The sequence below is a fragment of the Winslowiella arboricola genome, from assembly GCF_025527015.1.
GTDB lineage: Bacteria > Pseudomonadota > Gammaproteobacteria > Enterobacterales > Enterobacteriaceae > Erwinia > Erwinia arboricola.
In genome coordinates this window covers 328223-351776 of record NZ_JAODIM010000042.1, presented here as the reverse complement: position 1 = coordinate 351776, position 23554 = coordinate 328223, and the positions used below count along the sequence as shown (strand labels likewise).

The window sequence follows — 23554 nt, the reverse complement described above, 5'->3', positions numbered from 1 at the left end:
CAAGCAGACTACCGCATCTTTGAGGCTCATATCATCATGTTTGAAGATTTTACAACTCATCGCATCAATACGGGTTCGCTGAACATCGCCTGTGTCACCTTAGGCACGGGCGAACCGGTTCTGCTTTTACACGGTTTTCCACAGACCATGGCAATCTGGGCACGGATCGCACCCGCCCTGGTAGCCCGTGGTTATTGCGTCATTTGTGCCGATCTACGTGGCTATGGTGCATCGGATAAGCCGCCAGCAGAAACCGGGTTGATGAATTATGGATTTCGCGCCATGGCCAGAGATCAAGTCATGTTAATGCAGGCATTAGGGCACTCTCACTTCCATGTGATCGGTCATGATCGCGGGGCACGTACCGCCCATCGTATGGCTCTCGACTATCCGGATACAGTGAAAAGCGTGACACTTCTGGACATCGTGCCGACGGTGGTGATGTTGAAGGATTTACGTCATGACGTTGCGAAAAGTTATTGGCATTGGTTCTTCCTGTCCCAGCCAGCCCCTTTTCCGGAGCGGGTTATTCAGACCGATGCTGATTTTTTCTTTGAGAATTGCCTGTTCGGTTGGGGAGCGGCTGGACCGGAAGATTTTGATCCCATCCAGTTGGAAGCCTATCGAGCCGCCTGGCGTGATCCGGAGACAATCTCAGGATTTTGTAATGACTATCGCGCCACCCTGACAGTCGATCTGGTCGATGATCTGGCTGATGAGGGGCGACTAATTGAGGCTCCGGTACTGGTTCTCTATGGTGACAGCGGTGTGATGGCCAGACTCTATGATTTGCCTGCTACCTGGAACGCTCGCTGCAGCCGGTTGACGTCTTCCCCAATATCCGGCGGGCATTTCTTCCCGGACTCACAACCAGACGAAGTCATAGAACACGTGACACGTTTTTTATTAAACCACTCGTTCGCATGACTCAGAATCTTGAGTATTTAAAATTGTTTCGATACCTGACAGGGAAATACCCACTCAGGCTTCCCACCCCCGAATTGTAGAAGGTTAGAAGAGTTTATCTTGCCGTTTACTTAAATTTAGATTATGGTCATAATCATATGAAGAAACACACTACCCATACAAAAGAAGCAACACATGACAGGATCGTTGAAGCCGCAGCGCGCGCTATCCGACGTACTGGTTATAACGGTACTGGTGTTGCAGACATTATGAAAGACGCTGGCCTGACGCATGGAGGTTTTTACGCCCACTTTGCATCCAGGGACGCCATGCTTGCTGAAGCTGCCGATCGCGCCGGTGCCCAGGCGGTGACCTCAGCCTCAAAAGTGGCGTCATCTGCTCCTCATGGCCAGTCGTTGGAGTACATGGTTCGAGCCTATCTTTCACCACAGCACCAGGAAGACATCGAATCTGGCTGTCCTATTGCTGCGCTGGGCTCAGAAATGCCACGGCAGGCACCTGAAGTTCGCCATGCAGCGACTTGTCGAATCAAAGAAATGATCGAAGTCATTGCCGGGCAAATACCAGATCCTGACCTGATTAATAAGAACAGACGGACTCTGATGACCATTTCCAGCATCGTAGGTGCACTGATATTAGCCCGTGCCGTTGGTGATCCTCAGCTTGCCGAATCAATAAGTCATGCTGTGATCGAACAATTTACAACCGGGTGATTTTTTTCGCCCAGCAATATGATGGTCGTCATATTTGTTGTATGTAGGCGGCATACAAAATTCCGTTAAAAGATATACAGCCTTAACTAAACCATCCTGATCGAAGTTTATGGATCACATTGAAGGAGTTTTCATGACAAGCATTAAACCTGTAGCGCTGATCACTGGCGCGTCTTCTGGTATTGGTGAGGCTACTGCTATCAGGCTGCTTGCAGCCGGCTATAAAGTATACGGTACGAGCAGACGCGGTGAGCAGGCAGGACAAGGGCAATTTCCTTTAATTGCACTCGATGTCACCGATGACAGCTCTGTCACAGCGGCAGTGAGTGAATTGCTTCAACGAGAGGGGCATATCGACCTTCTCATCAACAATGCAGGTTTTGGCGTCGCGCCAGGTGCTGCAGAAGAGAGTTCGATCGAACAGGCTAAGGCTATTCTGGACACTAACTTCCTCGGTATCGTGCGCATGACCCGCGCGGTAGTGCCCCATATGCGTCAGCAAGGCAGCGGCCGGATTATCAACATCAGTTCAATTTTGGGAGTGGTGCCGATGCCATATGTCGCACTCTACGCAGCCAGTAAGCATGCTGTTGAAGGATACTCTGAAGCGCTCGACCATGAACTTCGTACTCGTGGGATTCGCGTCTCCGTCATCGAGCCGGCTTACACCAGAACACAGTTCGAGGCCAATAACATGCAGCCCGATACGAAGCTGGAAGAATACAACCAGGTACGGAATAACCTGGCAAAGGTCGTTGCTCAGGCAATGGAGAAAGCAGATGCCCCTGCGGTGGTGGCAGAAGTGGTGCTGAAAGCGGCGCAAGCGACACAACCAAAGTTGCGATACACAGCAGGCAAGGCAGCTAGACAATTGCAGTTTCTACGTCGTTTTGCACCTGCCAGTGTACTGGATGCGGGCATCCGCAAAAGCCTCCAACTAGATGCATAATTTAACAGACAGACAAATAAAAAAATGCGGATCGAGGCAATGCTTACTGGCATGCAGAGCAAAGTAATTTCAGATTTTGCGATGGGTACAGTAAAGAATATTTACCGCTATATCGCAAGGAAGTCACAATGACAAATGCGGCAACTCCACTTTTCCGTCGTCTGGCGACGATAACTGCTTTACTATTTTATTTACTGTCAGTCTCATGGATGTTTATTCCCGAACAGATGCTGTCTGCCTGGGGGGTCATTTATTCCTCCGGAGCTGGGTTGATGAGTCGCCGCGTCGCAGCAATGTGTGCCGGTATCGGTACGATGTTCTGGCTGGCCAGATACGCTGGGCTCTCCCCTGCCCGCTCGGCGCTTATTCTGGGTTTTTCTGTTGCATGTCTGCTGCTTGCATTTCTTGGCATATTTGAACTAAAAGTCAATCACGTCAGCCCGGGGATTTTGGTGTCCGTCGGGATTGAAATTACGTTATCGCTGGCGTTTTTGTATGTTGCATGGGCTGATGCAAAACGGTCATGAAAGAAGAATTGTAAACTCTGGTTTTAATTCTGAATTATTATATCAGCTTTGTATGCTGTGAATAAAACCATGGCCCATAGATTTATCCAAAGGACACCATCCAGGAATGAAATCATATAAAAGTCAGCTGACAACATTCAAAATTTAAACCGTGTTCCTCTGTGAAAATTGATCATTAAACCTGTGGTAATAATGAAATGAAAACAATGAAAGCTCTGACCTTCTCGCGCTACGGTAAATCACCCGATATCAAAATCACTGATGTCCCACGCCCAACGATAAAACCTGATGAACTCTTGGTTGAAATATATGCAGCAGGGTTAAATCCCATAGATAATATGATCTTAAAAGGTACCTTCAAACCTATTTTAAAGTTTAAACTTCCGGCTACGATAGGAAGTGATTTATCCGGGATCGTAACAGAGGTGGGGAGACACGTTACGCGCTTTAAACCTGGAGATGCCATTTTCGCAAGTATTTTCGACCTTGGCACAGGCTCAATAGCTGACTTTGCAGTCGTTCCAGAGCATGCAGCCGCACTCAAACCTGAGAATCTGGATTTTGTGCAAGCTGCTTCTATTCCCATGGTGGGACTAACCTCATGGCAGTCAATTGTCGAGCGTGCAAATCTTCAACCGGGTCAGCGGTTGTTTATTCCGGCAGGCTCCGGTGGTATTGGTACATTTGCCATTCAACTGGCCGGACATCTGGGGATAAAAGTCGCTACAACAACCAGCACTGGCAATCTTAAATGGGTCAAAGATCTTGGTGCCGAGAAGGTCATCGATTACCGGAAAGAGGAATTTGATGAATTACTTAAAAACTATGACATGGTACTCGGCACAGTTAGAGGGAACTTTATAGAAAAATCGATTAAAATCGTGAAACGCGGCGGAATTATCGTTTCTCTTATTGGCCCATTGGATGAAGCGTTCGCGCTTGCAAGAGGTTTAAATTTTGGTCTGAGGATTATATTTAGGTTAATGAGTTTCAAAATCAAGCGCCTTGCAGCGAAACAAGATATAGCGTACTCCTTTCTGTTTGTACGACCCGATGGAATGCAACTCACCGAAATAAAAAAACTTATTGAGGAAAAGCATATCAATCCTGTCATAGATAAAGTATTTACTTTCGGACAGGCTCAGGATGCACTCAACTATCTTGCTGAGGGACATTCAAAAGGTAAAGTCATTATTAAAATCAAGGAAATAAAGTAAGGGATATTATTAAAGTCAAAAACGAGTTTTTATCTATAAACATTCCTTTACTAGCCATATATAACATAAGAAAAACTTGGTTAGTAGAGGAAAAACTATTTTTTATTTCATTTGTTTTCAACAAAAATCATCCCCCCCCCCTTCCTTAATAATTATTAACTGTAAATATATTTCAGCATTCAATTCCCTCTCTTATATAAATGAGAAACAAATAAAAATATATTAAACAGAAGGAGGTGTGCCATGCAAAACAAACAATCGCCATCAAACATAACTCATAATTCTCCTGACTGGTTCACTATAAGCGAAGCAATCAAGTTAGCGAACAAGAAAAAAGACTTAAATTTAAAAGAAAGCGATATATATAGGCATGCTCTGCATGGGGAAATATCTCTTTCAATATACTTTCAATCCCCGTTCGCACTTCGCAAAATCAATAGAAAAGAATACAAGGTTAAGCTCAAGTCGATAGGTCAATCACTTATTGATAAATTATGCTTTCTTGATAAAAACTGTTTCCTTAATGAAAGAGACTTGATTGTAAGCACTGATGGTAAATACATCACCCCCCGACAGCGAGTGATTGATACAACATTATTTGGCTATGAGTATGTGCTCATACAAAGATTACTTGCCCGCTCCTTAAAAATACCGTTACCTGTAACAGGTGCAACTGAAACTAATTATGGTATAACTGTCAGTTATCATGGGGAAGTTTTTCTTGTTTTCGATAGAATCACATGGAAAAAACGAATAAAACAAAAAATTACGGAACTACCAAAAAACATCGCACAAGATGTCAATAACGATATCTCTTTGCAAAGTATGAATAATCACCGAGAAAAGGCATATTTCCCGGTTCATGATTTACCGCAAGATGCCTGGTTTGTGATTAGATACGCTGAACTTGATAAACTACTCAACTTGACGATTAATAAAAGAAAGAATCCATTGTCGTCAACACGTATTTCAACACCTCTATCTCGTCTGTTCTGGCTTGCCTGCCAGCATAATGAAACCATCAGCCCCTTGATTAAGCAACCTTATAAGCTCTTATCTATTTTTGAACAATGGGCAAGAACTGATGGTATTACCGATCATTTGAGTGGCGATACGTTGAAAACAGCGCTTGAGCGGGGTTCTCCCACTTTCATTTCATCAACTAGTTAATTAACCGTAATTCATTATGTTAAAAGCCCGTATTAAGCACAATGTAATCCTTAATACGGACTTACTAACTTTATTTAGCCGCATTTTAGTGTTTTCTTGTCATCTCCGGGCACATCCCATTTCTGCACTGGAGGTATCAATGACATCTCATCAGTTATTACGCCTGAAACAAGTGGAAGTAAAAACCGGGCTGAAACGCTCACAGATCTACCTGTATATGAAAGAAGGTACCTTCCCCTCTTCAATCAAGATAGGACCCGCCAGTGTAGCCTGGCTCGAATCTGAAATTGACGAGTGGATTAACCTCAAATTGGCTGACCGCTCAACGCGTTGAAGGGAGGTGTAAATATGTTCCACTCTCTGAATTATGCGGTATTAACAAATGCCCTTACCGAGATCAAAGATGGCAATTTTCTTCGTTGTGAAACGTTAGGATTCACACTCGACGAAGTGAATGCCCTCAATCAACTATCCCTCGACGAACTCTTCATCATCAGTCGTACATCCACACAGTTTATGTCGATCACCATCCATCACGACGTTTTAAAACAGATCCTAACATTGTCACGTGAGGAAGCACACCGTCAGCAACAGATTAATCGTGCCATAAGATTAAGAGGCTCCATTGCGCTCCTCAATCACTTTTTTGGCATCACCTCAAATGAGGTTTGTAGTCGTCGACGTTTGCTAGGTGTCGCCATCCCTTATGGCCGAACACCTATCCCTGATGAAACTATCGATGCCGAAATCTGGCTATCATGGCAAAAGAATCGCTATGAAAACCTTGATACTTATGAAGCACTGGAAGCGATGATGCAGGTCACTGAGTCATTGTCCTCTCGGGAAAAAGGTCCTTCCCTCACCACTGTCTGGAACCGCATCACCCTTTGTGAGAAAGAAGCACTGAACAGGAGGGCATCGCATGCCTGATGAGATAGACCGCGATCAGGAGTTTAATGAGCAGCGACTCGAAGAAATGATTGAACAGAGCCGTTTCAAACCAGCTGCCACTCCCTCAAGATCCCACTGTCATTTCTGCGGTAAGCCCATTCCAGAGAAGCGAAGGCAGTCATTGCCGGGGGTGACAACCTGTATTGAGTGTCAGTCCATACTTGAACGCCGCAATCGTTGTAAATAATCATAAAGACGTGTGGGGAAATTATTTTCTTTGCGCGTCTTTATATTCCCTCATATATAAAGTCGCATTCCAATAAGTACTTTTATTAATTTTATCTCTCACCAACCTTTTGATTTTTTCGTTTCCACTCTCTGACTGAAATAGCATCCTAAACACATCAGTATTCGATGATCCACCTGATGGTCGTTTATTCGTCCAAGGCGAGTATTGCTCTTTAACAATGTGCATCGGGCTGTCACGCAACCACAATTCAGGATGCCGCTGAATGTTCTCGCTGACCCGTTAAAACCGGAATGCAGAATCGGGATGTGACCCGTTAATTTCATTCGTTGTAGTTCTGATGAGAGGATAATTCATGAGAAAACCCATATATCACGTTTTTGTCACCCAGGAAAGTCCACCCGATACGCAGGGCGAAAAAAACACATACTGGACCAGGGTTGGCGTGGCATTTGCCCATAACGGCAAGCCCGGCCTGAATATTGTCCTGACGCCCGGTATCGCGGTTTCCGGCAAACTGGTCCTGCTCGAGCCTCGGGAGGATAATATTCCGCCACAGAGTGCGGAACCCATAGAGTCGGCGCTTTAACCCTTCTTTATTACTTAACAGCGTGCGGGGTCTGCTCACTGTGCACGCTGCCTGCAATACCGAGGTCATCATGCTTTCCATCACTGCTTTTCTGGCGGCGGCCATGCAGTGTGCCGCCAGCATTCATCCATCTACCGCGCTCGACGTGGCGCGAGTGGAATCCGGTTTAAATCCTTATGCCATCGCCGAAATAGTCCCTAGGAGCAGAAGAACCTCAGGTGACAACCCTGTTATCTCCCATCAGCCTGCCAGCCAGGAAAAAGCTGAGCAGATTATCCGCCGTCTTATGGCACAAGGACGCCGTTACTCTGTGGGGCTGATGCAAATCACCAGCACCAACTTCCGTCATTACAAGGTGACTGCCAGCGACCTGCTTGATCCCTGTACCAATTTGTCCATCTTTGAACGCATTCTCAGCGACTGTTACCAGCGTGGCGGTTCCCTGAAAAGAGCGTTGAGTTGCTATTACTCCGGCAATTTCCGTACCGGACAACAGCCGGAAGCGGCGTTTTCCGGAACCAGCTATGTGCAGCGGATTGGTTACATTGCGGCATCTCCTAGCTATACCGTACCCAGCACCCAAGAGGATGAATCCACAGCCTCGCCGTCCCTGAAAACTGTTCCTGCCACTAACATGTACCGTCCCCGAGTGATCTGGCCGGGGAGCGTCGTCCGTGGTGTCCCCGAGAAACTTCGCAAGAAAATAATTGCTACCTCACAACTCTCCGCATTATCAGCGCGCAGGGATATCTCCAACTCCCTATCAACATATGAGGAAGAACAATGACACTTTTCCGCAAAGTAAATGGTGCGGCCTTCCCTGTTTTTACTTATGTGTTGAGCTCGTTATCCGCGAGTCCCGCGTTTGCCGATGGTTTCACTCGCGCAAATACCGTGATGGAAAAGGTCTCCACCGGTCTTCATGGTCTGGCGGCCATCACCATCACAGTGGCCGTGATCTGGGTGGGCTACAAGACGCTCTGGAAAGGCGAAAGCCTGTCCCAGTGCGCCTACATCATTATTGGCGGGATCCTGATTGGTGGAGGCAGTGAGATCGGCGCACTGCTGATGAGCTGAGAGGTCATCTATGGCAAAGCTGCTCAAAGCAATGAAACGCCCGGCGGCATTGTGGGGGGTGCCGATGGTGCCCCTGCTGGGTGTCACCGGTATCACCATCATCGTCGCTGTCTGGACTTCCGTCGCTTTCCTTGCCCTGCTCCCGGTTGAATTTCTGGTGATGAAATCCGTCACCCGAAATGAACCCATGCGGTTCAGCCTGATTGCCGTCTGGCTCAGGGCAAGAGGAAAACCGGCAGCAAACCGTCTGTTTGGCGCAATAACATTTATGCCCGTTGAGCATAATGCTGTTGATATCACGGAGTTTCTCAACGCCATGAAACTGAATCAATGTGCCACGCTCAGGAAGTACATTCCGTATTCATCGCATATTCATCAGCATGTTGTGCGCTCTCCAACCAGTGACCTCTACTGCACCTGGGAACTGACGGGCACCCCATTCGATTGCGAGTCAGATCAAACCATCAGTATTGATAGCAACCAGTTGCACGGACTCATCCGCTCATTCGAGGGGATGCCGGTCACTTTTTATGTTCATAATGTGCGGGAGCCCTTTACCGATTCACTGTACAAATCGTCCGGCAACCCTTACGCCGATGAAATCAGCCGTCTGTATTATGCCTCGCTGACAGCGGATCCGTTTCGCCGTAACCGTCTGTTCCTGACTGTCTGTTACCGTCCGTTCGTCAGCCTAGAAAAAGCCGGACGCAGACGCATGAATGACGGCAAGAAGCTGAAAGAGCTGGACGCTGCACTACGGGAAATGCTGGAAATCAAAGGTTCGCTCGATACCGCACTGTCACGCTACGCCGCACGTTCTCTTGGCACGTTCACCGAAGGTCACGCAGTATTCTCCTCCCAGTTATCCTTTTATGAGTACCTGTTGACGCACCAGTGGCGCAAGGTGCGCGTCACCCGCGCTCCGGCGTATTCGATGATGGGGTCGGCGGCGCTGTTCTTTTCCGGGGAGTCTGGGCAGATAAACCACGCCAGCGGTACAGGGTATTTCCGGGGGCTGGAAGTGAAGGAGTTCCCGGAGGAGACCGCGACAGGGATGATGGACTCGCTGCTGTATGCCCCCTGCGATTATATAATCACCCAGTCGTACACCTGCATGTCACGTGAAGAAGCCCGCAAGGCCATCAAACGTACCCGACGTCTGTTAATGAGTGCAGATGATGATGCGGTGTCACAGCGACTGGATTTGGATGTGGCGCTTGACCTGCTGACCTCGGGGAAAATCGCCTATGGAAAACACCATTTCTCCATCATGGTGTTTTCCCGCTCGCTGGACAATCTGGTGGCCGATACCAGTGAAATCAGCAATGCCCTGAACAACCTCGGCATTACACCGGTTCCCGCCGCGCTTTCACTTTCAGCAGCGTTTATGGCGCAACTACCCGGCAATTATCACCTGCGTCCCCGCAAGGGCGAGCTGAGCAGTCAGAACTTTGTTGAGCTGGCCGCGCTGCACAATTTCTATCCCGGCAAGCGCGATAACGCACCCTGGGGGGATGCGATGGCCTTACTGCGCACCCCGTCAGGGGATGGCTACTATCTGAACCTGCATAACACGCTGGCGGACAAGGACGAGTTCAATGAGAAGAACCCGGCCAGTACCTGCATTCTTGGCACCAATGGTTCGGGTAAAACCATGCTGATGACTTTCCTTGAAAACATGCAGCAGAAATACGGCCGTACGGACAGTTTTTCTCCGGATGCGAAAACCAAACGACTAACCACCGTTTATCTGGACAAAGATCGGGGCGCGGAAATGAATATCCGGGCACTGGGAGGCCGTTACTACCGCATCACACATGGCGACCCCACGGGGTGGAACCCGTTTTCGCTGTCCCCCACCAAACGCAATATCAGTTTCATCAGTCAACTGATGAAAGTGCTGTGTACACGTAACGGCGCGACCATCACGCCCCGTGATGAACGCCGTCTGAATGACGCCGTGCTCGCGGTGATGAGTAATGAACCACAGTATCGCATCTATGGGATCACCCGTTTACTGGAGAATCTGCCAGAGCCTGCCACCCGGGAGGCGCAGGAGAACGGTCTGAATATTCGCCTGTCGCAGTGGGCGCAGGGTGGCGAGTTTGGCTGGGTGTTTGATAACGCCTCAGACACCTTCGATATCAGCCACTGCGATAACTTCGGCATTGACGGCACGGAGTTTCTGGATGATGCAAACGTCTGTGCGCCGATCTCCTTTTACCTGCTGTACCGCATCACCACTCTGCTCGACGGCCGACGACTGGTTATCTTCATGGATGAGTTCTGGAAATGGCTGCGGGATCCGATCTTTAAGGATTTCGCCTATAACCGGTTGAAAACCATCCGTAAGCTCAACGGTATGCTGGTTGTGGGCACCCAGTCCCCGGCGGAGATCATCAGGGATGAGATTGCGCCCGCCATCATTGAGCAGTGCGGAACACAGATCCTGGCAGCCAACCCCAGTGCGGACCGGGCGCACTATGTTGACGGGATGAAGTTTGAACCGGAAGTGTTCGATGTGGTGAAAAATCTGGATCCGCAGGCCCGTCAGTATGTGGTAGTGAAAAATCAGTTCAGGCGTGGCGACACAAAACGTTTTGCTGCACGCGTGACGCTCGACCTCTCCGGTATCGGCAGATACACCCGGGTCATGAGCGGCAGCGCCGACAACCTCGAAATCTTTGATTCCCTGTATCGCGAAGGGATGCAGCCCCATGAATGGCTTGAATCCTACCTGGCTCAGGCACTCTGATAACCCAAAGGAGATCCATGATGAAAAGGCGTTTTCATGCCCTGATTTTCGCGTGCGTCATTGCCAGCCCGCTGGCGCACGCCGGTATTCCGGTCCTTGTTGATGCTGACCCGCTGCGTGAGCTCGAATGGCTGAAAGAAGCGCAGCGCTGGATGCAGACCGCGCAACATTACCAGAGCCAGATCCAGGCGTATAAAAATCAGTTAGCGACAGCCACCGGCGTCCGGGATATTGCAGATTTTGTGGATCAGGCGAAGAGTCTGAAATCGGATCTGGAAAAACTGCGCAAGCCGGGCCAGACACTCAATGATCTGCTACTTTCAGGCGGCACCTCAGGACAGTTCGATGCGCTTTACGCGAAGTACCGGGTTTTCGATACCTGCAATGCGGAACAGTCAGGAAGTTATGCCAATACCTGCAAACAGCTGGTCATCAATAAAGCGATACAGTTTGAGCAGACTGGCGAGATCCAGGAGCAGGTCAGCCAAACGCTGGGCGAGATTAACGGCCTCTCGAACCGTATCGCACTATCCAAAGACTCAAAGGAGTCTCAGGACCTTGCCAACAGTATTCAGCTAAAATCAGTGATGCTGAACACGCTCACTGACCAGTGGGAAATGAGCGTGAAGGCAGCAGAAAAGCGCGAAAAAGTACTGGAGGATGTGCGTATTAAACAGTGGAATCAGCAACAGTTAACTGCGCCAACCCCTGATTTAAACGGCTAAAGGAGTCTCACATGCGTTTATTAACCCTCTCTTTCCTGTCCTTAGTATTCATCATCAGTGGCTGCAAAGAAGAAGCCAAAACCACTCAGTGGTACAAAGATCATCCCGATGAGCTAAAAGCGGTGTATGAAAAATGCCAAAAAACCGGCGATGCCTCAGATAACTGTAAAAACGCCAATGAAGCCCATTATCAAATTCAGCAGTTAAATGCCCCCACTCCCGACCTGAACTCATAGTGAGGTTAATATGCCCGGTGGTGTATTTATCGGTGTTGAAAAACACCTGATAGGAGGAGTTACTGACGCCACAAAGGGACTGATGATGTCATATTCCTCGATGATGGTGGGGCTGGCGGCAACGTCAGCCACGCTTTATATCATGTGGCGTGGATACCAGACCCTGGCAGGTAAGCTGTCCACGCCAATGGAGGATGTCATGTGGGACATCATGAGGATGGCAATCATCCTGTCCTTTGTGGCAAATGTCAGCGGTTATCTCGATGGGGTGATTGATGCCATTAATGGCCTGAAAGAGGGATTTTCCGGCAGCGATAATATCTGGCAGTTACTGGATAGCTTATGGGGTACAGCGAAGGTATTAGGTAAAACGTTACATGACATGGATAACTCAACGTACATAAAAGATGAGGGAATGACCGCTCAATTTTATGTCTGGCTCGGGATATTCGTATTAATGATTATCACCGCCTTTATTTCAATGATCGCGGAAGTCATGATTTTACTGCTCAGTATTACCGCACCCGTATTTATCTTTTGTCTGCTGTATGGCTTTTTACGCCCCATGTTTAACAACTGGCTGCAAAATGTTTTCGCCGCCATATTAACGGTTCTGTTTTCTGCGTTGTCACTGCGCATTGTCGTTAATTATTTAAACTCGCGGTTAGATATTGCAACACAACTGTCTGCACAATCCAACATTGTGGAGTTAGGCGCACAGGTCTGTCTGGCCGGTGTCTGTGCAGCAATACTGGTCTACCTCTCCGCAAAATTGGCCAGCGCACTGGCCGGGGCCAGTGCAACCGTGTCCATGCAGGGGCTGGCGGCGGTGGGTATCGGCGCGGCGGCGTTTGGTGCCGGGAAACTGGCAGCAGGAGCCGGTAAGCAGACTACCCTTCAGGACAATATCCAGGGCTGGAGAGATGCCAGTGCAGGTAAACCCGGCAGCGGTCCGGGATACAGCGCAGCTCAGGCACGTAAAAATGCAATTGAACAGATGATTGCCCGCAACGAAGCCCGGAGACTGGCGCGATCAAGAGAAACGGCCGTTCAGAAATTCCATCATTAAACCTGTCATCCCTGCTGAAATACTCACGTTAATTCCTCCGATGAAAACATAAGCCTGTCTTCATCTCACTAAGGAAGCACCTCATGAAACGCTTGATTGCGCTGGTTTTGCTGTGCGCGCTTTCCGGATGCGCGCAGTCCCCCCGTCCCCCTGCCTTTGGTGGTCAGGGCATCCCGGTGAACCCCCCTCAGATAATGGAGGAGTTAAACAGTCATGAGTGAACAGACCCTCATTGCGGATTCCCGCACCTTTGAGCAGCAGATGATTGAGCGGGACAAACGTGCCACAAAAGCCGGGTTTATGGTGGGTGGTGCGGGCCTGCTCACCGCCCTACTGGCACTCATCGCCGTGGTGCTGATGCTGCCCCAGAAACAGACGGTCGTTGAACTGTACACCGTGGATAATCATACCGGACGGGTGGAGCACGTCACCCGTGCATCGAAAACCAGTCTGACGGCGGAGGCAGCTTATCAGAGGGCGATGACGTCCGGTTACGTCAGGCTGCGTGAACGGTACGTTTACCCTTCCCTGCAGGACGATTACGCCACGGTACAGGTTTATAACAGTCCTCAGGTCAATGATGACTATCTGGCGCTGTATGCCGGAAAAGACGCCCCGGACAAGGTGTACCAGAATGGGACAAATACCGTACGCATCGACATTCTGTCAAACCAGATCACCTCAGGCACGGATCCCGATAAAGTTGCCACCCTTCGTTACAAAAAGACCATCCGCCGCCTCGCAGACAACAGCACCCGCACCGAATACTGGGATGCCCGTCTGACATTTCACTCCGACCCCGGCCGAGAAATGAGCGATACGGAACGAGAGGTTAACCCGTTCGGTTTTATCGTGACCAGTTGGCAGGCAGACCGTGAAATCCGGGGAGGTGAATAATGAAAAGCATCTCTCTTATCCCGCTGGCGCTGATGATGTGTGGCACGGCATGGTGCGCGGCCATCCCGCAGGCGAGCCGCTATGATGCCCGCGTTCAGCAGGTTGTCTATAACCCGCTGAACGTTACCGTCGTCAATACCCGTCCCGGTTTCATGACCACACTGGTCTTTGATAGCGACGAGGCGGTTATCAGCGCCAGACCCGGTTTTGAAGAAGCGTGGGAAGCCACACCGGACGCCAACCGGGTGAACGTCCGCCCGGTGGCGCTCGTTCAGGGTGCGCCCGGCGCGGACGGTAACACCACGCAGGTGGTGATCCCCCCTAACAGCCAGGACTGGCATACCAACCTGCTGATCGTCACCACCCGTCGGCTGTACAACGTCGAGCTGAATGTCATCGATGATAAGTCACAACAGCAGCCCGCTTTCCAGGTGAGTTACCGTTATCCGGGCGAAGACCGGGAGAAGGTCAATCGTGAGACAGCGGCCAGAGTGCTGGAACGGGAGCAAAAACAGCAGCAGACTGACATTCAGCAGGCCCTGAATGCCGCGCAGACGCCACGCAACTGGGACTACCTCAAATATCCGGGGCGCGACAGCACCCGTATCGTCCCCGATTTTGCGTATGACGATGGCCGCTTTACGTTCGTGGGCTTCTCACCGGCCAAATCTATTCCCTCCGTGACAAAAGCGCTGAACGGCCAGGAGCATGTGGTTAACAGCAGTATCCGCAGAAAAGGCAACTTCACCGTATTGGTCATTCAGGAGGTCACGCCCCGTCTGGTCCTGCGTTCCGGTAACGCCGTGGTCGGCCTGGAAAATCGCGGTTTCGGCAGAGTCCAGACCGCTGATGGTGCCACGGTTTCACCGCATGTTGACCGGGTGGAAAAGCCCGCAACCCACTGACAACTGAGGAGTCATGCAGATGAACGATGAACACCCGCATCCGGTGCCTGATGGTGCAGAGCCTTCTCCTTCGCAACAGGATGACGATATTGCCGCGCTGGAGCGCGAAGCCCGTGCAAGGCGTGAAGCGACGCTTCTCACCGCGCAGGACGATGAAGAGAACGACCCGCTACAACCCGCCGTCAATAAACTGAAAAAGCGCAGGCGCGGGAAAGCCACCGCGTTTCTGGCGATCGCCGCCGTTGCGCTGATTGCGCTGGCATGGGCGGGCAACTGGGTATATCGCAATCTACTCTGGCAACCCGGTGAAGAGAAGCGGCAGGATGCTACGCCACAGCCGAACCGCAGCGATTACCGGCAGCGTACCGATCTGGGTACGCAAGATACCGGGGCCGAAGCATCCGAACCGGCAGAAAACAACCCGCGCATGACGACAGCCCCGGAGCCTGAGATGCCGCCTCAACTTGATAAAGCCCATTTTTTGGTTCGGCGTGATGGTTCAGCCGCTGCGGCTCAAAACCCGGTCCGGACCAGGCAGCAGGAGATGACGCAGGCAGCCTCTGCCGGACAGCAACCAGACACCACGTCGCCACCGTCGGAACTCTCCCCGGCAGCAGTCCGGCGTATTCCTTACAACCCGGACCTGTACGTCCCGGAAAATATCGCTATTCCCTGTTCACTGGATTACCGCTTTGTCTCGGACCGGGCGGGGAAAATCCGCTGCACGATCGCCGACGATATCTGGAGTGCCAGCGGTAATACGAAGCTGATTGAAAAAGGGACCACGGCTTCTGGCGTTTACCAGACTGGCGCAGAGACAGGAATGACGCAAGGACAGGGACGCGCCTTTCTCATCATCACAAAACTGCGTACCCGCCAACCTCCTTATCTTGATATTCCGCTGGTCGATACACATGCTGCCGGAGAACTGGGCGAGGCTGGCGTTGACGGCTGGATCGACACACATTTCAGAGAGCGCTTCGGTGGCGCATTACTTGTCGGGATGATCCCTGATATTGGTGCATGGGCATCTAACAGTGCTGGCCAGAAAGATCGTAACACGGACTATACCGAAAACAGCCGTCAGGCCATGGCGGATATGGCACGTACCACGCTGGAAAACAGCATCAATATCCCGCCTACCCTCTACAAAAATCAGGGGGAGATCATCAATCTGATCACAGGGCAGGATATTGATTTTTCCGGCATCTATACACTGAGGATGAAGAATGAATAATCGAAAGTTTCTGTTTGGCGTCACCGCGACAGACGTCATCGTCAGGGACGATTACAACAATGTTGTAGTCAACGACGTAATGTCACACCTTACCGGGATCAGGAGAATAGTCATGACATGTTATCGTGCCGGGGGCGCATTGACAGAGTTCATCATTGACTTTGGGGAAGAACAAACGTTCTGCCTCACCATCGGTGAAGGTTCTCTGGATGTAGCGCCTTTTACCTCAGACGATATCCGGCTGGCACATAAGCAGATATCGCTGCCTGACGTCACCGATATTATCATTCTTGCGACGACATTAGCCCGCTATGCCGGACTGTCCCCATCCTTCTCCGGTGATGGAGAATCATCTGCCTTGCTGGAGTTCAGCTCGTAGTAAATCGCCAGTTGACGTAGTTTTGATATTTCAAGGTTGATAACAGATTTTCCTGCGCTGTTTTCCCGTTCAGAAACAACCGGATTGAGCAGAAACACACGGAAATATCTGACGTTTTCTGTGTCCAGTATTTCATCGATATAATGACCAAACCGGCCTTTCGCCATCAGATCTTTACTGACATACAGGCGAACAGGTTTACCCTCATGTTTATCAAAGAAATTAAAAAGAAAACCCCGTCCATACCGATGCATTAGCGTCCCGCCGCCATAGATGACGCCCGCGTACGGGTTAGTCAATCCTCGCTGAATATGCGTTATATATTCATGAAGATAGATCTGACCGTAGTTCATGATCCTGAGTCTTAACGCCCAGAACTCATCAGGCAACGTTTCTTTCGCTTCCTGCCATGTGTCGATCAACCGCTGCAGCTGGTTGGTTCGCGTATAGCGACTCCAGCGTGGCTCTTCACCTGCACCGGGCTCTTCATCATCCCCGAGAGGTTTTTTTACATAAGCTGGAGTAACAAGCTTAACGGGATCGGCTGGTTCACCCTCAGGATCATCAATCGAAGGATCAAAGCAGTTGATATAGTCTGTCAGCTTTTGCTTTGCTTTTCTTTCCGTGAAATCAGCCTCTGATTCATCCGGCCGTCTGTCCTGATCGACATCCTCGGTGAACGCGATCCATTCACATCCAAACTTGTGAGGATGGGGAGAGCGGAAGTGTGCAGCCTTGAATTTTTCGCCATCTTCAGCTTTGACGTGATAGTTAACGCCGCTAATGGTGACATTACAGTTGCGATCGCTACAGGAAAAAGTGAACCGCTTTCTTTCTTCCGGCTTTCTGGAAAAAAATTCCGTTCGCGCTTCATCAATGGACAAGCAGCGCCCCAGTTCATGGCAATAAGCGAACAGTACCTTCGTCTTCGACATACTCCCTCCACACATTTATCCGATTAAAGGATATCACATGAAAAACCTCTCTCTCGACCGCTATAAGCAGCGATTTTTTGGCGATTTTCTGGATCGCCGAGGACTGACAGAGATCGCCGTCAACCGCCCGGGTGAGCTATTCACCAAAATTGATGGCATCTGGGAACAGCATACTGTTCCGCTGGATTATGAGGGCTGCTACAACTTTGCCAGATGTCTGGCTAAGCATCACGGCGACAATATCGAAGATATCAAGCCGGGGCTGTCAGCCACGCTGGAATCCGGCGAACGTTGTCAGGTTATTGTGCCCCCGGCCTGCGAGCGTAACACGGTGTCCATCACCCTGCGTAAACCCTCACAGGTGCAAATCCCGCATCAGGACTATATCGCCGCCGGGTTTTATAACAGAGTGACGGGCACGGAAAAAATACAGACGCACGATCAGGAATTACTGGCCCTGTATAACGCAAAAGACATTCCACGCTTTATGGAAAAGTGCGTGGAGTACGGCAAAACCATCGCAGTGGCCGGGGAAACCAGTACCGGAAAAACCACCTATATGAAGATGCTTATTGGTTTTATTCCGCGCCATCTTCGTATTACGACCATTGAAGATAATCCAGAAATCACCTTATTTATTCATAAAAACTACGTCCACCTTTTTTATCCGTCGGAATCGGCAGATGAAAAAGGGTCAATTGTGACGCCCGCCAGCCTGCTACGCTGGAATTACCGCATGAATCCCGACCGCATACTATTAACCGAAGTGCGCGGCGGTGAGGCCTGGGATTTTCTCAAGATAACCGGTTCCGGCCATGAAGGCAGTATGACCTCTATCCATGCCGGTTCGGCAATGGAAGCGGTAGACGGCTTTATTACCCGCTGTTATGAAACCCCGCAATGCGCCCGACTCCCTTACACCTTTATGTTACGCAAGGTACTGGACAGTCTGGACGTTATCGTGAGTATCGACCTGGACGGTAATGTGCGTCGGATGAATGATATTTATTTCCGGCCACTGCACCGCAGCGCCTTTTTTGAGGAGATGAAAGCATGATAAAAGTTATCCATATGCTGTTATTTTCGCTGGTGCTTTCAGGCTGTTCATCACCCCCGCCACCGGTTCCTGTTGAATGGGATAAACCGGGTAAGTCAGTCAATACCGGTTTACCGCAATGGCGAGACAACCCGGTTATTATTCCTTCTCCGGTGGTAAAAGATACATGGTTATTAACCATTCACGCACGGAATTTTAATGAGACTCGCTGGACGCCCTCCATATTTTACGCGGTCGCCCACTCTGCGCGTATTGTTGTTGCTACACCATCAGGCGCAGAATTCTTTACTGCAAAAAACTGGCTACGGCGATATGGCGCTAAAGGCGTTATTGAATATCAGCCTGTCTCTGGCAGCCTGACATGCAGCGACACCCGAATTTATTTCTCGCATTAAATCTTCCCCCTCACATCCTGAAATTCACCTCACCGTAAGGAGGTCATCATGGAATATTCCGCTATTGCGGCGGCAATGCTGTGCATTGTCGCCGGAACGCCTGTTTATTCTTTGGCTGCCGACCCGTGCGAAGTTGTGCTTTGTATGTACGGTAAAACAACCGGAAACAATGGAGGAAGTCAATGTCGTTCTGCGGAGCGTGCTTTCTTTAATATCGTTAAAAAGAATAAACACGGTTTTTTACCCAACCACACACTGAATGTCAGAAAAGCCTTTTTGGGAGAATGCGCCAGTGCTGACCCGGAGACGGTGAATAAAATCCTGTCCAGATTTGGCAGGGTCAGAGGGTAATAGAACCCTGGCCGTTATCTTAATATATTCCCTGCATGGAGAAACAAAAGTGAATAAAGAAGACCTGTTTATTGCCAACATTCACTCAACGCATCACGACAGAATATCTGTCACATGTATCTATGATTCCCTGTCAAAAGAAGCCAATCAGGGATGCGGGCTTTATTACGAAATCTATGAAAGCCGATTTACCGGTTTATTGCGACATCATCTGTCACAGCTTAATGAATCGGACGCCGAGAAGCTCAGGCGGTATGCCGAAAGTCAGGGAACGAAAGTCGATGATGACACCTATCATGCGGTATTAAACGCGGAACGAGAATGCCGGGCTGAAATAGCCCGCGAACAGATGTGAATAACAAACATTGATAATGTCTCGAATGACGCCACAGACTGACAGACGGCGGTTTTAAAGCATGCTTATTTTGGCTTCAATTTCGGAGAAATTGTTAAGCCGTAAAATAAGTATGTGGAGCGCGGACAGAAAATTTAATTTCGCAGAAATTGCTAATTTTCAGGCACCGCGCCCACCTGCGAACATTCGCCCAAAGCGAATTGAGCAGGCCGGGGGGAGCCGAATAAATTTCGCCGCCCCAGCGAGCGAAAAGCTGTCGCCCACGACAGCGGTTTATTTGGGGGGCAAAGCCCCGCACACCGTCAAGCCAGGTAATATTTCCCGCCCCAGCGGGGAATATTGCCGATCAGGCGCGACCAACCCCTTTAAAGCAGCGTTCCCGTTTTTTGGAGCTTGCGAGAAAAAACAGGCGAAACGCGCGTCTTAAAGGGGTTGGTCGCGCGTAGCGGGCGACGGTGTGCCGCCGTTGACCCTGGGGGTTTTGGCGCGGCGTCCAGCCACGACATTACCCCCATGTGACATGCAGGGAGAGCGTCCAGCCCGAGCGAAATGCCACACGCCGTTTCCCGTCATTCGGGCGTTTCAGGAGACTGACGACCACTGGTCGGCTGTTTTCTGAAAGCTTAAATAACGGGCATGAGCGTCGGAGACGTTCAGTACTTTTCATCCTTTTATGGGCGTCATCAATAGGCGTAGCGTATGGGCGTGGGGTTTAACGTCCATCGGTGACGCCCATGTGATGCGCCCTTCACACCGAAATCAGACCGGAGATCACTGCAATGGGAGCTCATCTGATGCAAAGGCTGAATGCCTTTTCGGGTGCCTTTTCTTTTTTTCTGCTCTGGCTGCAACATAACCCGGTAATACTGTCCATATTTGCCGGGCTGACACTGCCATTTATTTTTCATCTGCCACGTGAAGAAAGAAAAAATGCCCCCATCTGGTTAAAACTGATGGCGGGTGTATCCACCTTCTTTCTCATATTTGGCACCTTGTCACCACTGACCATTCAGGGGCTGAGTTTTTTCTTCAAAGTACTCGACAATAACATTCTGCTCAGATTATCACTCTGGATACTGACTGTCGGATTTACGCTTGCCGGTCTGGCTTTTCATATTACTGCCCGAAGGCTGCTGGCCGGAGAAATCGACAGCCTCAAACACCGGATGATTAAAAAAAGCAAACTGGAAAGAAATGTCAGAACAGATGTTCGTGAAGTCAGAGACATGTTACCAGACAGCATTGCGTATAATCCGCTGGATTATATTGACCTGAGTAACGGTATTTTTATCGGGCTTGATAAAGACAACCAGCCGCAATATATCACCCCCGAAGAATTTCAAACTCAACACGCCGACCTTATCGGCACCACAGGTTCTGGTAAAGGTGTCAGTGCCTGTGTTCTGCTTTATCAGGCAATACTTTCAGGTGAAGGCGTATTTGTCGAAGATCCTAAAAATGATGAGTGGGCACCGCACGTACTGCGGGAAGCCTGCCAGAAAGCGGGAAAACAATTCGTCCTCATTAACCTGAATGACCTTAATTTCCAGCTTGATTTACTGGCTGATATCTCTCATGAACAACTGGAGGAACTGTTTAATGCCGGTTTCAGCCTGGGTAAAAAAGGCGAAGGTGCTGACTTTTACCGTATCGCCGACCGTCGCGCAGCCAGAAATACGGCAGCTATTTATGAAAATGGCATGACATTACGTGATTTATTTAACACTGACTTTGTGAAATTTCTCAGTGAAGATGTGCCTGCTTTTTATGGCGAGCTTGAAGAAATCGCTTTAGTGAATTCCATTAATGCTCGCAACGGATTTTCCTTAAAGACCATTTTTGATGAAGGCGGATGCTGCTACATCATCGGCTCGATGCGTAACCAGAAAATCATATCGGCTCAGCGCATGATTTTAACTCGCCTGATTCAGATAGCCGAAACGCGTGATCGGATAAAAGGCAAACCTCGTCCGGTCGCTATTTTCCTTGATGAACTCAAGTATCACCTGTCCCGCCCTGCACTCGAAGGACTTGGCGCAGCGCGGGACAAAGGTGTGCATATCATCATGGCCCACCAGTCGGTAAAAGATTTGTATGACTGCCCGGCAGACCTGGAGGGTGATGCCGTTGCCGGTTCGGTGATTGAGAACTGCAAGTTTATGCTGGTTTATCGCCTTCGCGATCCGGACACTGCCGACTGGGTGGCAAGGATGACCGGCTCTATTCTGGTAGACGATGAAATGAGGAAAGTTAAAACGGATATCTCCCTGACGGAGAAGATGGAAACAGACAGGATGATCCGCCAGGCTGAGAGATATTATATAGACAGCAATATGTTGCTCAACCTCCCCCAATTTGTTGGTTTTGTTTTTACCCAGAATGATCTGGCGAAGGCAACCAAACTATTCCACATACCAGCGAAAAAGCAGTATATCGACCTGTTTTCATTTGAACATAAAAACCCTCCGCTACATGTCAAAACCGAAAATCAGGTTCACAAACCTTCCATTAACCTGTGAGGCTATCAATGCTTGTCCATAACGTTGCTGAAAGAAATGAGGCCGCAAAACGGAGAATGCGGGCATTACTGTATTTTCTCAAGGAAGAAACATTCTCTGATTTGCGGACCTTAAAAAAAGTTGTCGGCTATAAAGGAAAACATAACCATGCGATGTATAACCTGCTTAATAAAGCAGTTGCAATCGGCCTCCTGAACAAACATGAATACCCGGTATTGACGGGGAAAAAATCATTGTGGGGGATCACCATGCAGGGACTGGCGATGGTGGTTAGCGCTAATGACAGGGTTTTCCCCGCCTATTTTGAGCCGGGAAAACTTAAACACTGGACGCTGGAACATCGCCTGTTAAACCAGCGGGTGAGGATCGCCCTTGAGCAAAAAGGTGGTAAAGACTGGCTTAACGGCGATCGGGGAGAGTTTATGGCGCGATACCCGGGTGTCCGGCACCGACCCGACGGCATTATTACCTCAAGCAGCGGTGCCATCGTCGCAGTGGAAACAGAGCGGTCGATGAAAACCCGCGCCCGTTACATCAGCATTATTAGCAGTCATCTGGCCGCCAGCGACTCTGGACGCTGGCACTATGTGATGTATGTTATGCCGGATGATAAAACCAAAGAATCGCTGGTCAGGCTGTTTGACAGCATCAGGACAGTGATGAGGAACAGCGTTCCGGTTCCGTTTGATGCGAAGAACCGGGAGATGTTTCTGTTCCGCACCCTTGATGAACTGGAAAATAGTGTCAGTGATAAGCAGGGGGCCCCCTCTTCATCAGTTGGTGGCGATGACGGGAGGGAACGCCATGCATGACATTTTGACTCATGGCGAATGCCTTGACGTTCTGCGCAGTATGCCGGACAACGCTGTGAACAGCATCGTGACCGACCCGCCGTATGGTATTAAATTCATGGGGAAGACGTGGGACTATGATGTCCCTTCACCGACCATCTGGGAAGAATGTCTGCGTGTACTCAAACCCGGCGGTCATCTGCTGTCGTTCGCGGGCTCCCGCACTCAACAACGGATGGCAGCGCGTATTGAGGATGCGGGATTTGAAATACGTGACATGATCGTATTTCTCTACGAGACCAGCACTGCTGCTCAGGTCTTCATTGAAAGTTTATCGCCGGATCAGCTCAAATTACTGGACGCGGCATTTGGACGTGACGGAATGCTGGGCTGGGTATATGGCTCGGGTTTTCCTAAATCTCACCACGCGTTAAAGCCCGCACTGGAGCCGATTATCCTTGCTCGTAAGCCATTCAGGGGATCCATAGCATCCAACGTATGGGTGTATGGTACCGGCGCTCTGAACATCAGCGAATGCAGGATCCCTCTGGCAGAAGGAGAATACTCCTATGATTATCCAAATGGACCGAGCGGTTCCAATCCAAACCACATGTGACGAGGCAGAAATAAAGGTGATGGTG

28 protein-coding genes and 1 pseudogene are annotated in these 23554 nt (G+C 49.7%); 28 read left to right on the top strand and 1 reads right to left on the bottom strand.

Features of this window, described 5'->3' with window-relative positions; translation table 11 throughout:
• Positions 1-36 precede the first annotated feature (36 nt).
• The 20 genes from N5923_RS15960 (at position 37) to N5923_RS15865 (ending at position 16510) form a co-directional block, all read left to right on the top strand.
• Positions 37-927 carry an alpha/beta hydrolase gene (locus N5923_RS15960; protein WP_267143711.1) on the top strand — a complete coding sequence of 297 codons (891 nt, stop codon included), beginning with the start codon at positions 37-39 and terminating at the stop codon, positions 925-927.
• A gap of 137 nt (positions 928-1064) precedes the next feature.
• Positions 1065-1640 carry a TetR/AcrR family transcriptional regulator gene (locus N5923_RS15955; RefSeq protein ID WP_267143710.1) on the top strand — a complete coding sequence of 192 codons (576 nt, stop codon included), beginning with the start codon at positions 1065-1067 and terminating at the stop codon, positions 1638-1640.
• A 133-nt stretch (positions 1641-1773) separates the two neighbouring features.
• Positions 1774-2589 (top strand): oxidoreductase, encoded by an 816-nt coding sequence (locus N5923_RS15950; RefSeq protein ID WP_267143709.1) that lies wholly within the window; start codon positions 1774-1776, stop codon positions 2587-2589.
• Positions 2590-2717: 128 nt separating this feature from the next.
• Positions 2718-3116 carry a hypothetical protein gene (locus N5923_RS15945; RefSeq protein WP_267143708.1) on the top strand — a complete coding sequence of 133 codons (399 nt, stop codon included), beginning with the start codon at positions 2718-2720 and terminating at the stop codon, positions 3114-3116.
• Positions 3117-3322: 206 nt separating this feature from the next.
• Positions 3323-4333 (top strand): NADP-dependent oxidoreductase, encoded by a 1011-nt coding sequence (locus N5923_RS15940; RefSeq protein ID WP_267143707.1) that lies wholly within the window; start codon positions 3323-3325, stop codon positions 4331-4333.
• A 243-nt stretch (positions 4334-4576) separates the two neighbouring features.
• Positions 4577-5503 carry a hypothetical protein gene (locus N5923_RS15935; protein WP_267143706.1) on the top strand — a complete coding sequence of 309 codons (927 nt, stop codon included), beginning with the start codon at positions 4577-4579 and terminating at the stop codon, positions 5501-5503.
• Positions 5504-5642: 139 nt separating this feature from the next.
• Positions 5643-5837 (top strand): AlpA family transcriptional regulator, encoded by a 195-nt coding sequence (locus tag N5923_RS15930; RefSeq protein WP_267143705.1) that lies wholly within the window; start codon positions 5643-5645, stop codon positions 5835-5837.
• A 14-nt stretch (positions 5838-5851) separates the two neighbouring features.
• Positions 5852-6433, top strand: coding sequence for a DUF2857 domain-containing protein (locus tag N5923_RS15925; RefSeq protein WP_267143704.1), 582 nt, complete (start codon positions 5852-5854; stop codon positions 6431-6433).
• The gene (locus N5923_RS15920) at positions 6426-6641 is read left to right on the top strand and encodes a TraR/DksA family transcriptional regulator (RefSeq protein ID WP_267143703.1); all 216 of its coding nucleotides are present in this window, start codon (positions 6426-6428) and stop codon (positions 6639-6641) included. Before N5923_RS15925 ends, N5923_RS15920 begins: the two co-directional genes overlap by 8 nt.
• Positions 6642-6996: 355 nt before the next feature.
• Positions 6997-7230 (top strand): hypothetical protein, encoded by a 234-nt coding sequence (locus N5923_RS15915; protein ID WP_267143702.1) that lies wholly within the window; start codon positions 6997-6999, stop codon positions 7228-7230.
• Positions 7231-7300: 70 nt separating this feature from the next.
• Complete coding sequence (locus N5923_RS15910; protein WP_267143701.1) at positions 7301-8017, top strand: lytic transglycosylase domain-containing protein; 717 nt, start codon at positions 7301-7303, stop codon at positions 8015-8017.
• Complete coding sequence (locus N5923_RS15905) at positions 8014-8307, top strand: TrbC/VirB2 family protein (protein WP_267143700.1); 294 nt, start codon at positions 8014-8016, stop codon at positions 8305-8307. Before N5923_RS15910 ends, N5923_RS15905 begins: the two co-directional genes overlap by 4 nt.
• Before the next feature lie 10 nt (positions 8308-8317).
• A complete protein-coding gene (locus N5923_RS15900; RefSeq protein ID WP_267143699.1) occupies positions 8318-11062 on the top strand; it encodes a VirB4 family type IV secretion/conjugal transfer ATPase in 2745 nt (914 codons plus the stop codon).
• A 20-nt stretch (positions 11063-11082) separates the two neighbouring features.
• Positions 11083-11787, top strand: coding sequence for a type IV secretion system protein (locus N5923_RS15895; protein WP_267143698.1), 705 nt, complete (start codon positions 11083-11085; stop codon positions 11785-11787).
• Between the two features lie 11 nt (positions 11788-11798).
• Entirely contained in the window at positions 11799-12023 is a 225-nt protein-coding gene (locus N5923_RS15890) for an EexN family lipoprotein (RefSeq protein WP_133141946.1), read from the top strand.
• 10 nt (positions 12024-12033) lie between these two features.
• A complete protein-coding gene (locus tag N5923_RS15885; RefSeq protein ID WP_267143697.1) occupies positions 12034-13092 on the top strand; it encodes a type IV secretion system protein in 1059 nt (352 codons plus the stop codon).
• 213 nt (positions 13093-13305) lie between these two features.
• The gene (locus N5923_RS15880) at positions 13306-13989 is read left to right on the top strand and encodes a virB8 family protein (protein WP_267143696.1); all 684 of its coding nucleotides are present in this window, start codon (positions 13306-13308) and stop codon (positions 13987-13989) included.
• Positions 13989-14894, top strand: a complete 906-nt coding sequence (gene virB9 / locus N5923_RS15875) for a P-type conjugative transfer protein VirB9 (RefSeq protein WP_373876313.1) — start codon at positions 13989-13991, stop codon at positions 14892-14894. Before N5923_RS15880 ends, virB9 begins: the two co-directional genes overlap by 1 nt.
• A gap of 19 nt (positions 14895-14913) precedes the next feature.
• The gene (gene virB10 / locus N5923_RS15870) at positions 14914-16131 is read left to right on the top strand and encodes a VirB10/TraB/TrbI family type IV secretion system protein (protein ID WP_267143695.1); all 1218 of its coding nucleotides are present in this window, start codon (positions 14914-14916) and stop codon (positions 16129-16131) included.
• Positions 16124-16510 (top strand): hypothetical protein, encoded by a 387-nt coding sequence (locus N5923_RS15865; RefSeq protein ID WP_267143694.1) that lies wholly within the window; start codon positions 16124-16126, stop codon positions 16508-16510. The genes virB10 and N5923_RS15865 overlap by 8 nt, the downstream gene beginning before the upstream one ends.
• Here N5923_RS15865 and N5923_RS15860 read toward each other — a convergent pair.
• Entirely contained in the window at positions 16441-17445 is a 1005-nt protein-coding gene (locus N5923_RS15860; RefSeq protein ID WP_261867621.1) for a hypothetical protein, read from the bottom strand. The genes N5923_RS15865 and N5923_RS15860 overlap by 70 nt on opposite strands.
• A gap of 37 nt (positions 17446-17482) precedes the next feature.
• Between N5923_RS15860 and virB11 the strand changes: the two genes are divergently transcribed.
• The 8 genes and pseudogenes from virB11 to N5923_RS15820 all read left to right on the top strand — a co-directional run.
• On the top strand, positions 17483-18502 hold the full coding sequence (gene virB11 / locus N5923_RS15855; RefSeq protein WP_267143693.1) for a P-type DNA transfer ATPase VirB11: 1020 nt from the start codon (positions 17483-17485) through the stop codon (positions 18500-18502).
• The gene (locus N5923_RS15850; RefSeq protein WP_267143692.1) at positions 18499-18897 is read left to right on the top strand and encodes a cag pathogenicity island Cag12 family protein; all 399 of its coding nucleotides are present in this window, start codon (positions 18499-18501) and stop codon (positions 18895-18897) included. Before virB11 ends, N5923_RS15850 begins: the two co-directional genes overlap by 4 nt.
• 48 nt (positions 18898-18945) lie before the next feature.
• On the top strand, positions 18946-19248 hold the full coding sequence (locus N5923_RS15845; RefSeq protein WP_267143691.1) for a TrbM/KikA/MpfK family conjugal transfer protein: 303 nt from the start codon (positions 18946-18948) through the stop codon (positions 19246-19248).
• A gap of 49 nt (positions 19249-19297) precedes the next feature.
• Positions 19298-19603, top strand: coding sequence for a dpoa decarboxylase (locus tag N5923_RS15840; protein ID WP_261867627.1), 306 nt, complete (start codon positions 19298-19300; stop codon positions 19601-19603).
• A gap of 61 nt (positions 19604-19664) precedes the next feature.
• Positions 19665-20030, top strand: a complete 366-nt coding sequence (locus tag N5923_RS15835) for a hypothetical protein (RefSeq protein WP_186376608.1) — start codon at positions 19665-19667, stop codon at positions 20028-20030.
• Between the two features lie 352 nt (positions 20031-20382).
• Complete coding sequence (locus N5923_RS15830) at positions 20383-22122, top strand: type IV secretory system conjugative DNA transfer family protein (protein WP_267143690.1); 1740 nt, start codon at positions 20383-20385, stop codon at positions 22120-22122.
• Positions 22123-22130: 8 nt separating this feature from the next.
• Positions 22131-22934 (top strand): MobC family replication-relaxation protein, encoded by an 804-nt coding sequence (mobC, locus tag N5923_RS15825; RefSeq protein ID WP_267143689.1) that lies wholly within the window; start codon positions 22131-22133, stop codon positions 22932-22934.
• Positions 22927-23526 (top strand): annotated as a pseudogene (locus N5923_RS15820) (DNA methyltransferase); the annotation flags it as partial. The gene mobC and the pseudogene N5923_RS15820, both read left to right, overlap by 8 nt.
• Positions 23527-23554: the final 28 nt, after the last annotated feature.

Excerpts from the sequence above, each read along its gene's own strand:
- N5923_RS15960 (WP_267143711.1), top strand. The coding sequence starts at position 37 with ATGTTTGAAGATTTTACAACTCATCGCATCAATACGGGTTCGCTGAAC.
- N5923_RS15955 (WP_267143710.1), top strand. The coding sequence starts at position 1,065 with ATGAAGAAACACACTACCCATACAAAAGAAGCAACACATGACAGGATC.
- N5923_RS15950 (WP_267143709.1), top strand. The coding sequence starts at position 1,774 with ATGACAAGCATTAAACCTGTAGCGCTGATCACTGGCGCGTCTTCTGGT.
- N5923_RS15945 (WP_267143708.1), top strand. The coding sequence starts at position 2,718 with ATGACAAATGCGGCAACTCCACTTTTCCGTCGTCTGGCGACGATAACT.
- N5923_RS15940 (WP_267143707.1), top strand. The coding sequence starts at position 3,323 with ATGAAAGCTCTGACCTTCTCGCGCTACGGTAAATCACCCGATATCAAA.
- N5923_RS15935 (WP_267143706.1), top strand. The coding sequence starts at position 4,577 with ATGCAAAACAAACAATCGCCATCAAACATAACTCATAATTCTCCTGAC.
- N5923_RS15930 (WP_267143705.1), top strand. The coding sequence starts at position 5,643 with ATGACATCTCATCAGTTATTACGCCTGAAACAAGTGGAAGTAAAAACC.
- N5923_RS15925 (WP_267143704.1), top strand. The coding sequence starts at position 5,852 with ATGTTCCACTCTCTGAATTATGCGGTATTAACAAATGCCCTTACCGAG.
- N5923_RS15920 (WP_267143703.1), top strand. The coding sequence starts at position 6,426 with ATGCCTGATGAGATAGACCGCGATCAGGAGTTTAATGAGCAGCGACTC.
- N5923_RS15915 (WP_267143702.1), top strand. The coding sequence starts at position 6,997 with ATGAGAAAACCCATATATCACGTTTTTGTCACCCAGGAAAGTCCACCC.
- N5923_RS15910 (WP_267143701.1), top strand. The coding sequence starts at position 7,301 with ATGCTTTCCATCACTGCTTTTCTGGCGGCGGCCATGCAGTGTGCCGCC.
- N5923_RS15905 (WP_267143700.1), top strand. The coding sequence starts at position 8,014 with ATGACACTTTTCCGCAAAGTAAATGGTGCGGCCTTCCCTGTTTTTACT.
- N5923_RS15900 (WP_267143699.1), top strand. The coding sequence starts at position 8,318 with ATGGCAAAGCTGCTCAAAGCAATGAAACGCCCGGCGGCATTGTGGGGG.
- N5923_RS15895 (WP_267143698.1), top strand. The coding sequence starts at position 11,083 with ATGAAAAGGCGTTTTCATGCCCTGATTTTCGCGTGCGTCATTGCCAGC.
- N5923_RS15890 (WP_133141946.1), top strand. The coding sequence starts at position 11,799 with ATGCGTTTATTAACCCTCTCTTTCCTGTCCTTAGTATTCATCATCAGT.
- N5923_RS15885 (WP_267143697.1), top strand. The coding sequence starts at position 12,034 with ATGCCCGGTGGTGTATTTATCGGTGTTGAAAAACACCTGATAGGAGGA.
- N5923_RS15880 (WP_267143696.1), top strand. The coding sequence starts at position 13,306 with ATGAGTGAACAGACCCTCATTGCGGATTCCCGCACCTTTGAGCAGCAG.
- virB9 (WP_373876313.1), top strand. The coding sequence starts at position 13,989 with ATGAAAAGCATCTCTCTTATCCCGCTGGCGCTGATGATGTGTGGCACG.
- virB10 (WP_267143695.1), top strand. The coding sequence starts at position 14,914 with ATGAACGATGAACACCCGCATCCGGTGCCTGATGGTGCAGAGCCTTCT.
- N5923_RS15865 (WP_267143694.1), top strand. The coding sequence starts at position 16,124 with ATGAATAATCGAAAGTTTCTGTTTGGCGTCACCGCGACAGACGTCATC.
- N5923_RS15860 (WP_261867621.1), bottom strand. The coding sequence starts at position 17,445 with ATGTCGAAGACGAAGGTACTGTTCGCTTATTGCCATGAACTGGGGCGC.
- virB11 (WP_267143693.1), top strand. The coding sequence starts at position 17,483 with ATGAAAAACCTCTCTCTCGACCGCTATAAGCAGCGATTTTTTGGCGAT.
- N5923_RS15850 (WP_267143692.1), top strand. The coding sequence starts at position 18,499 with ATGATAAAAGTTATCCATATGCTGTTATTTTCGCTGGTGCTTTCAGGC.
- N5923_RS15845 (WP_267143691.1), top strand. The coding sequence starts at position 18,946 with ATGGAATATTCCGCTATTGCGGCGGCAATGCTGTGCATTGTCGCCGGA.
- N5923_RS15835 (WP_186376608.1), top strand. The coding sequence starts at position 19,665 with ATGCTTATTTTGGCTTCAATTTCGGAGAAATTGTTAAGCCGTAAAATA.
- N5923_RS15830 (WP_267143690.1), top strand. The coding sequence starts at position 20,383 with ATGGGAGCTCATCTGATGCAAAGGCTGAATGCCTTTTCGGGTGCCTTT.
- mobC (WP_267143689.1), top strand. The coding sequence starts at position 22,131 with ATGCTTGTCCATAACGTTGCTGAAAGAAATGAGGCCGCAAAACGGAGA.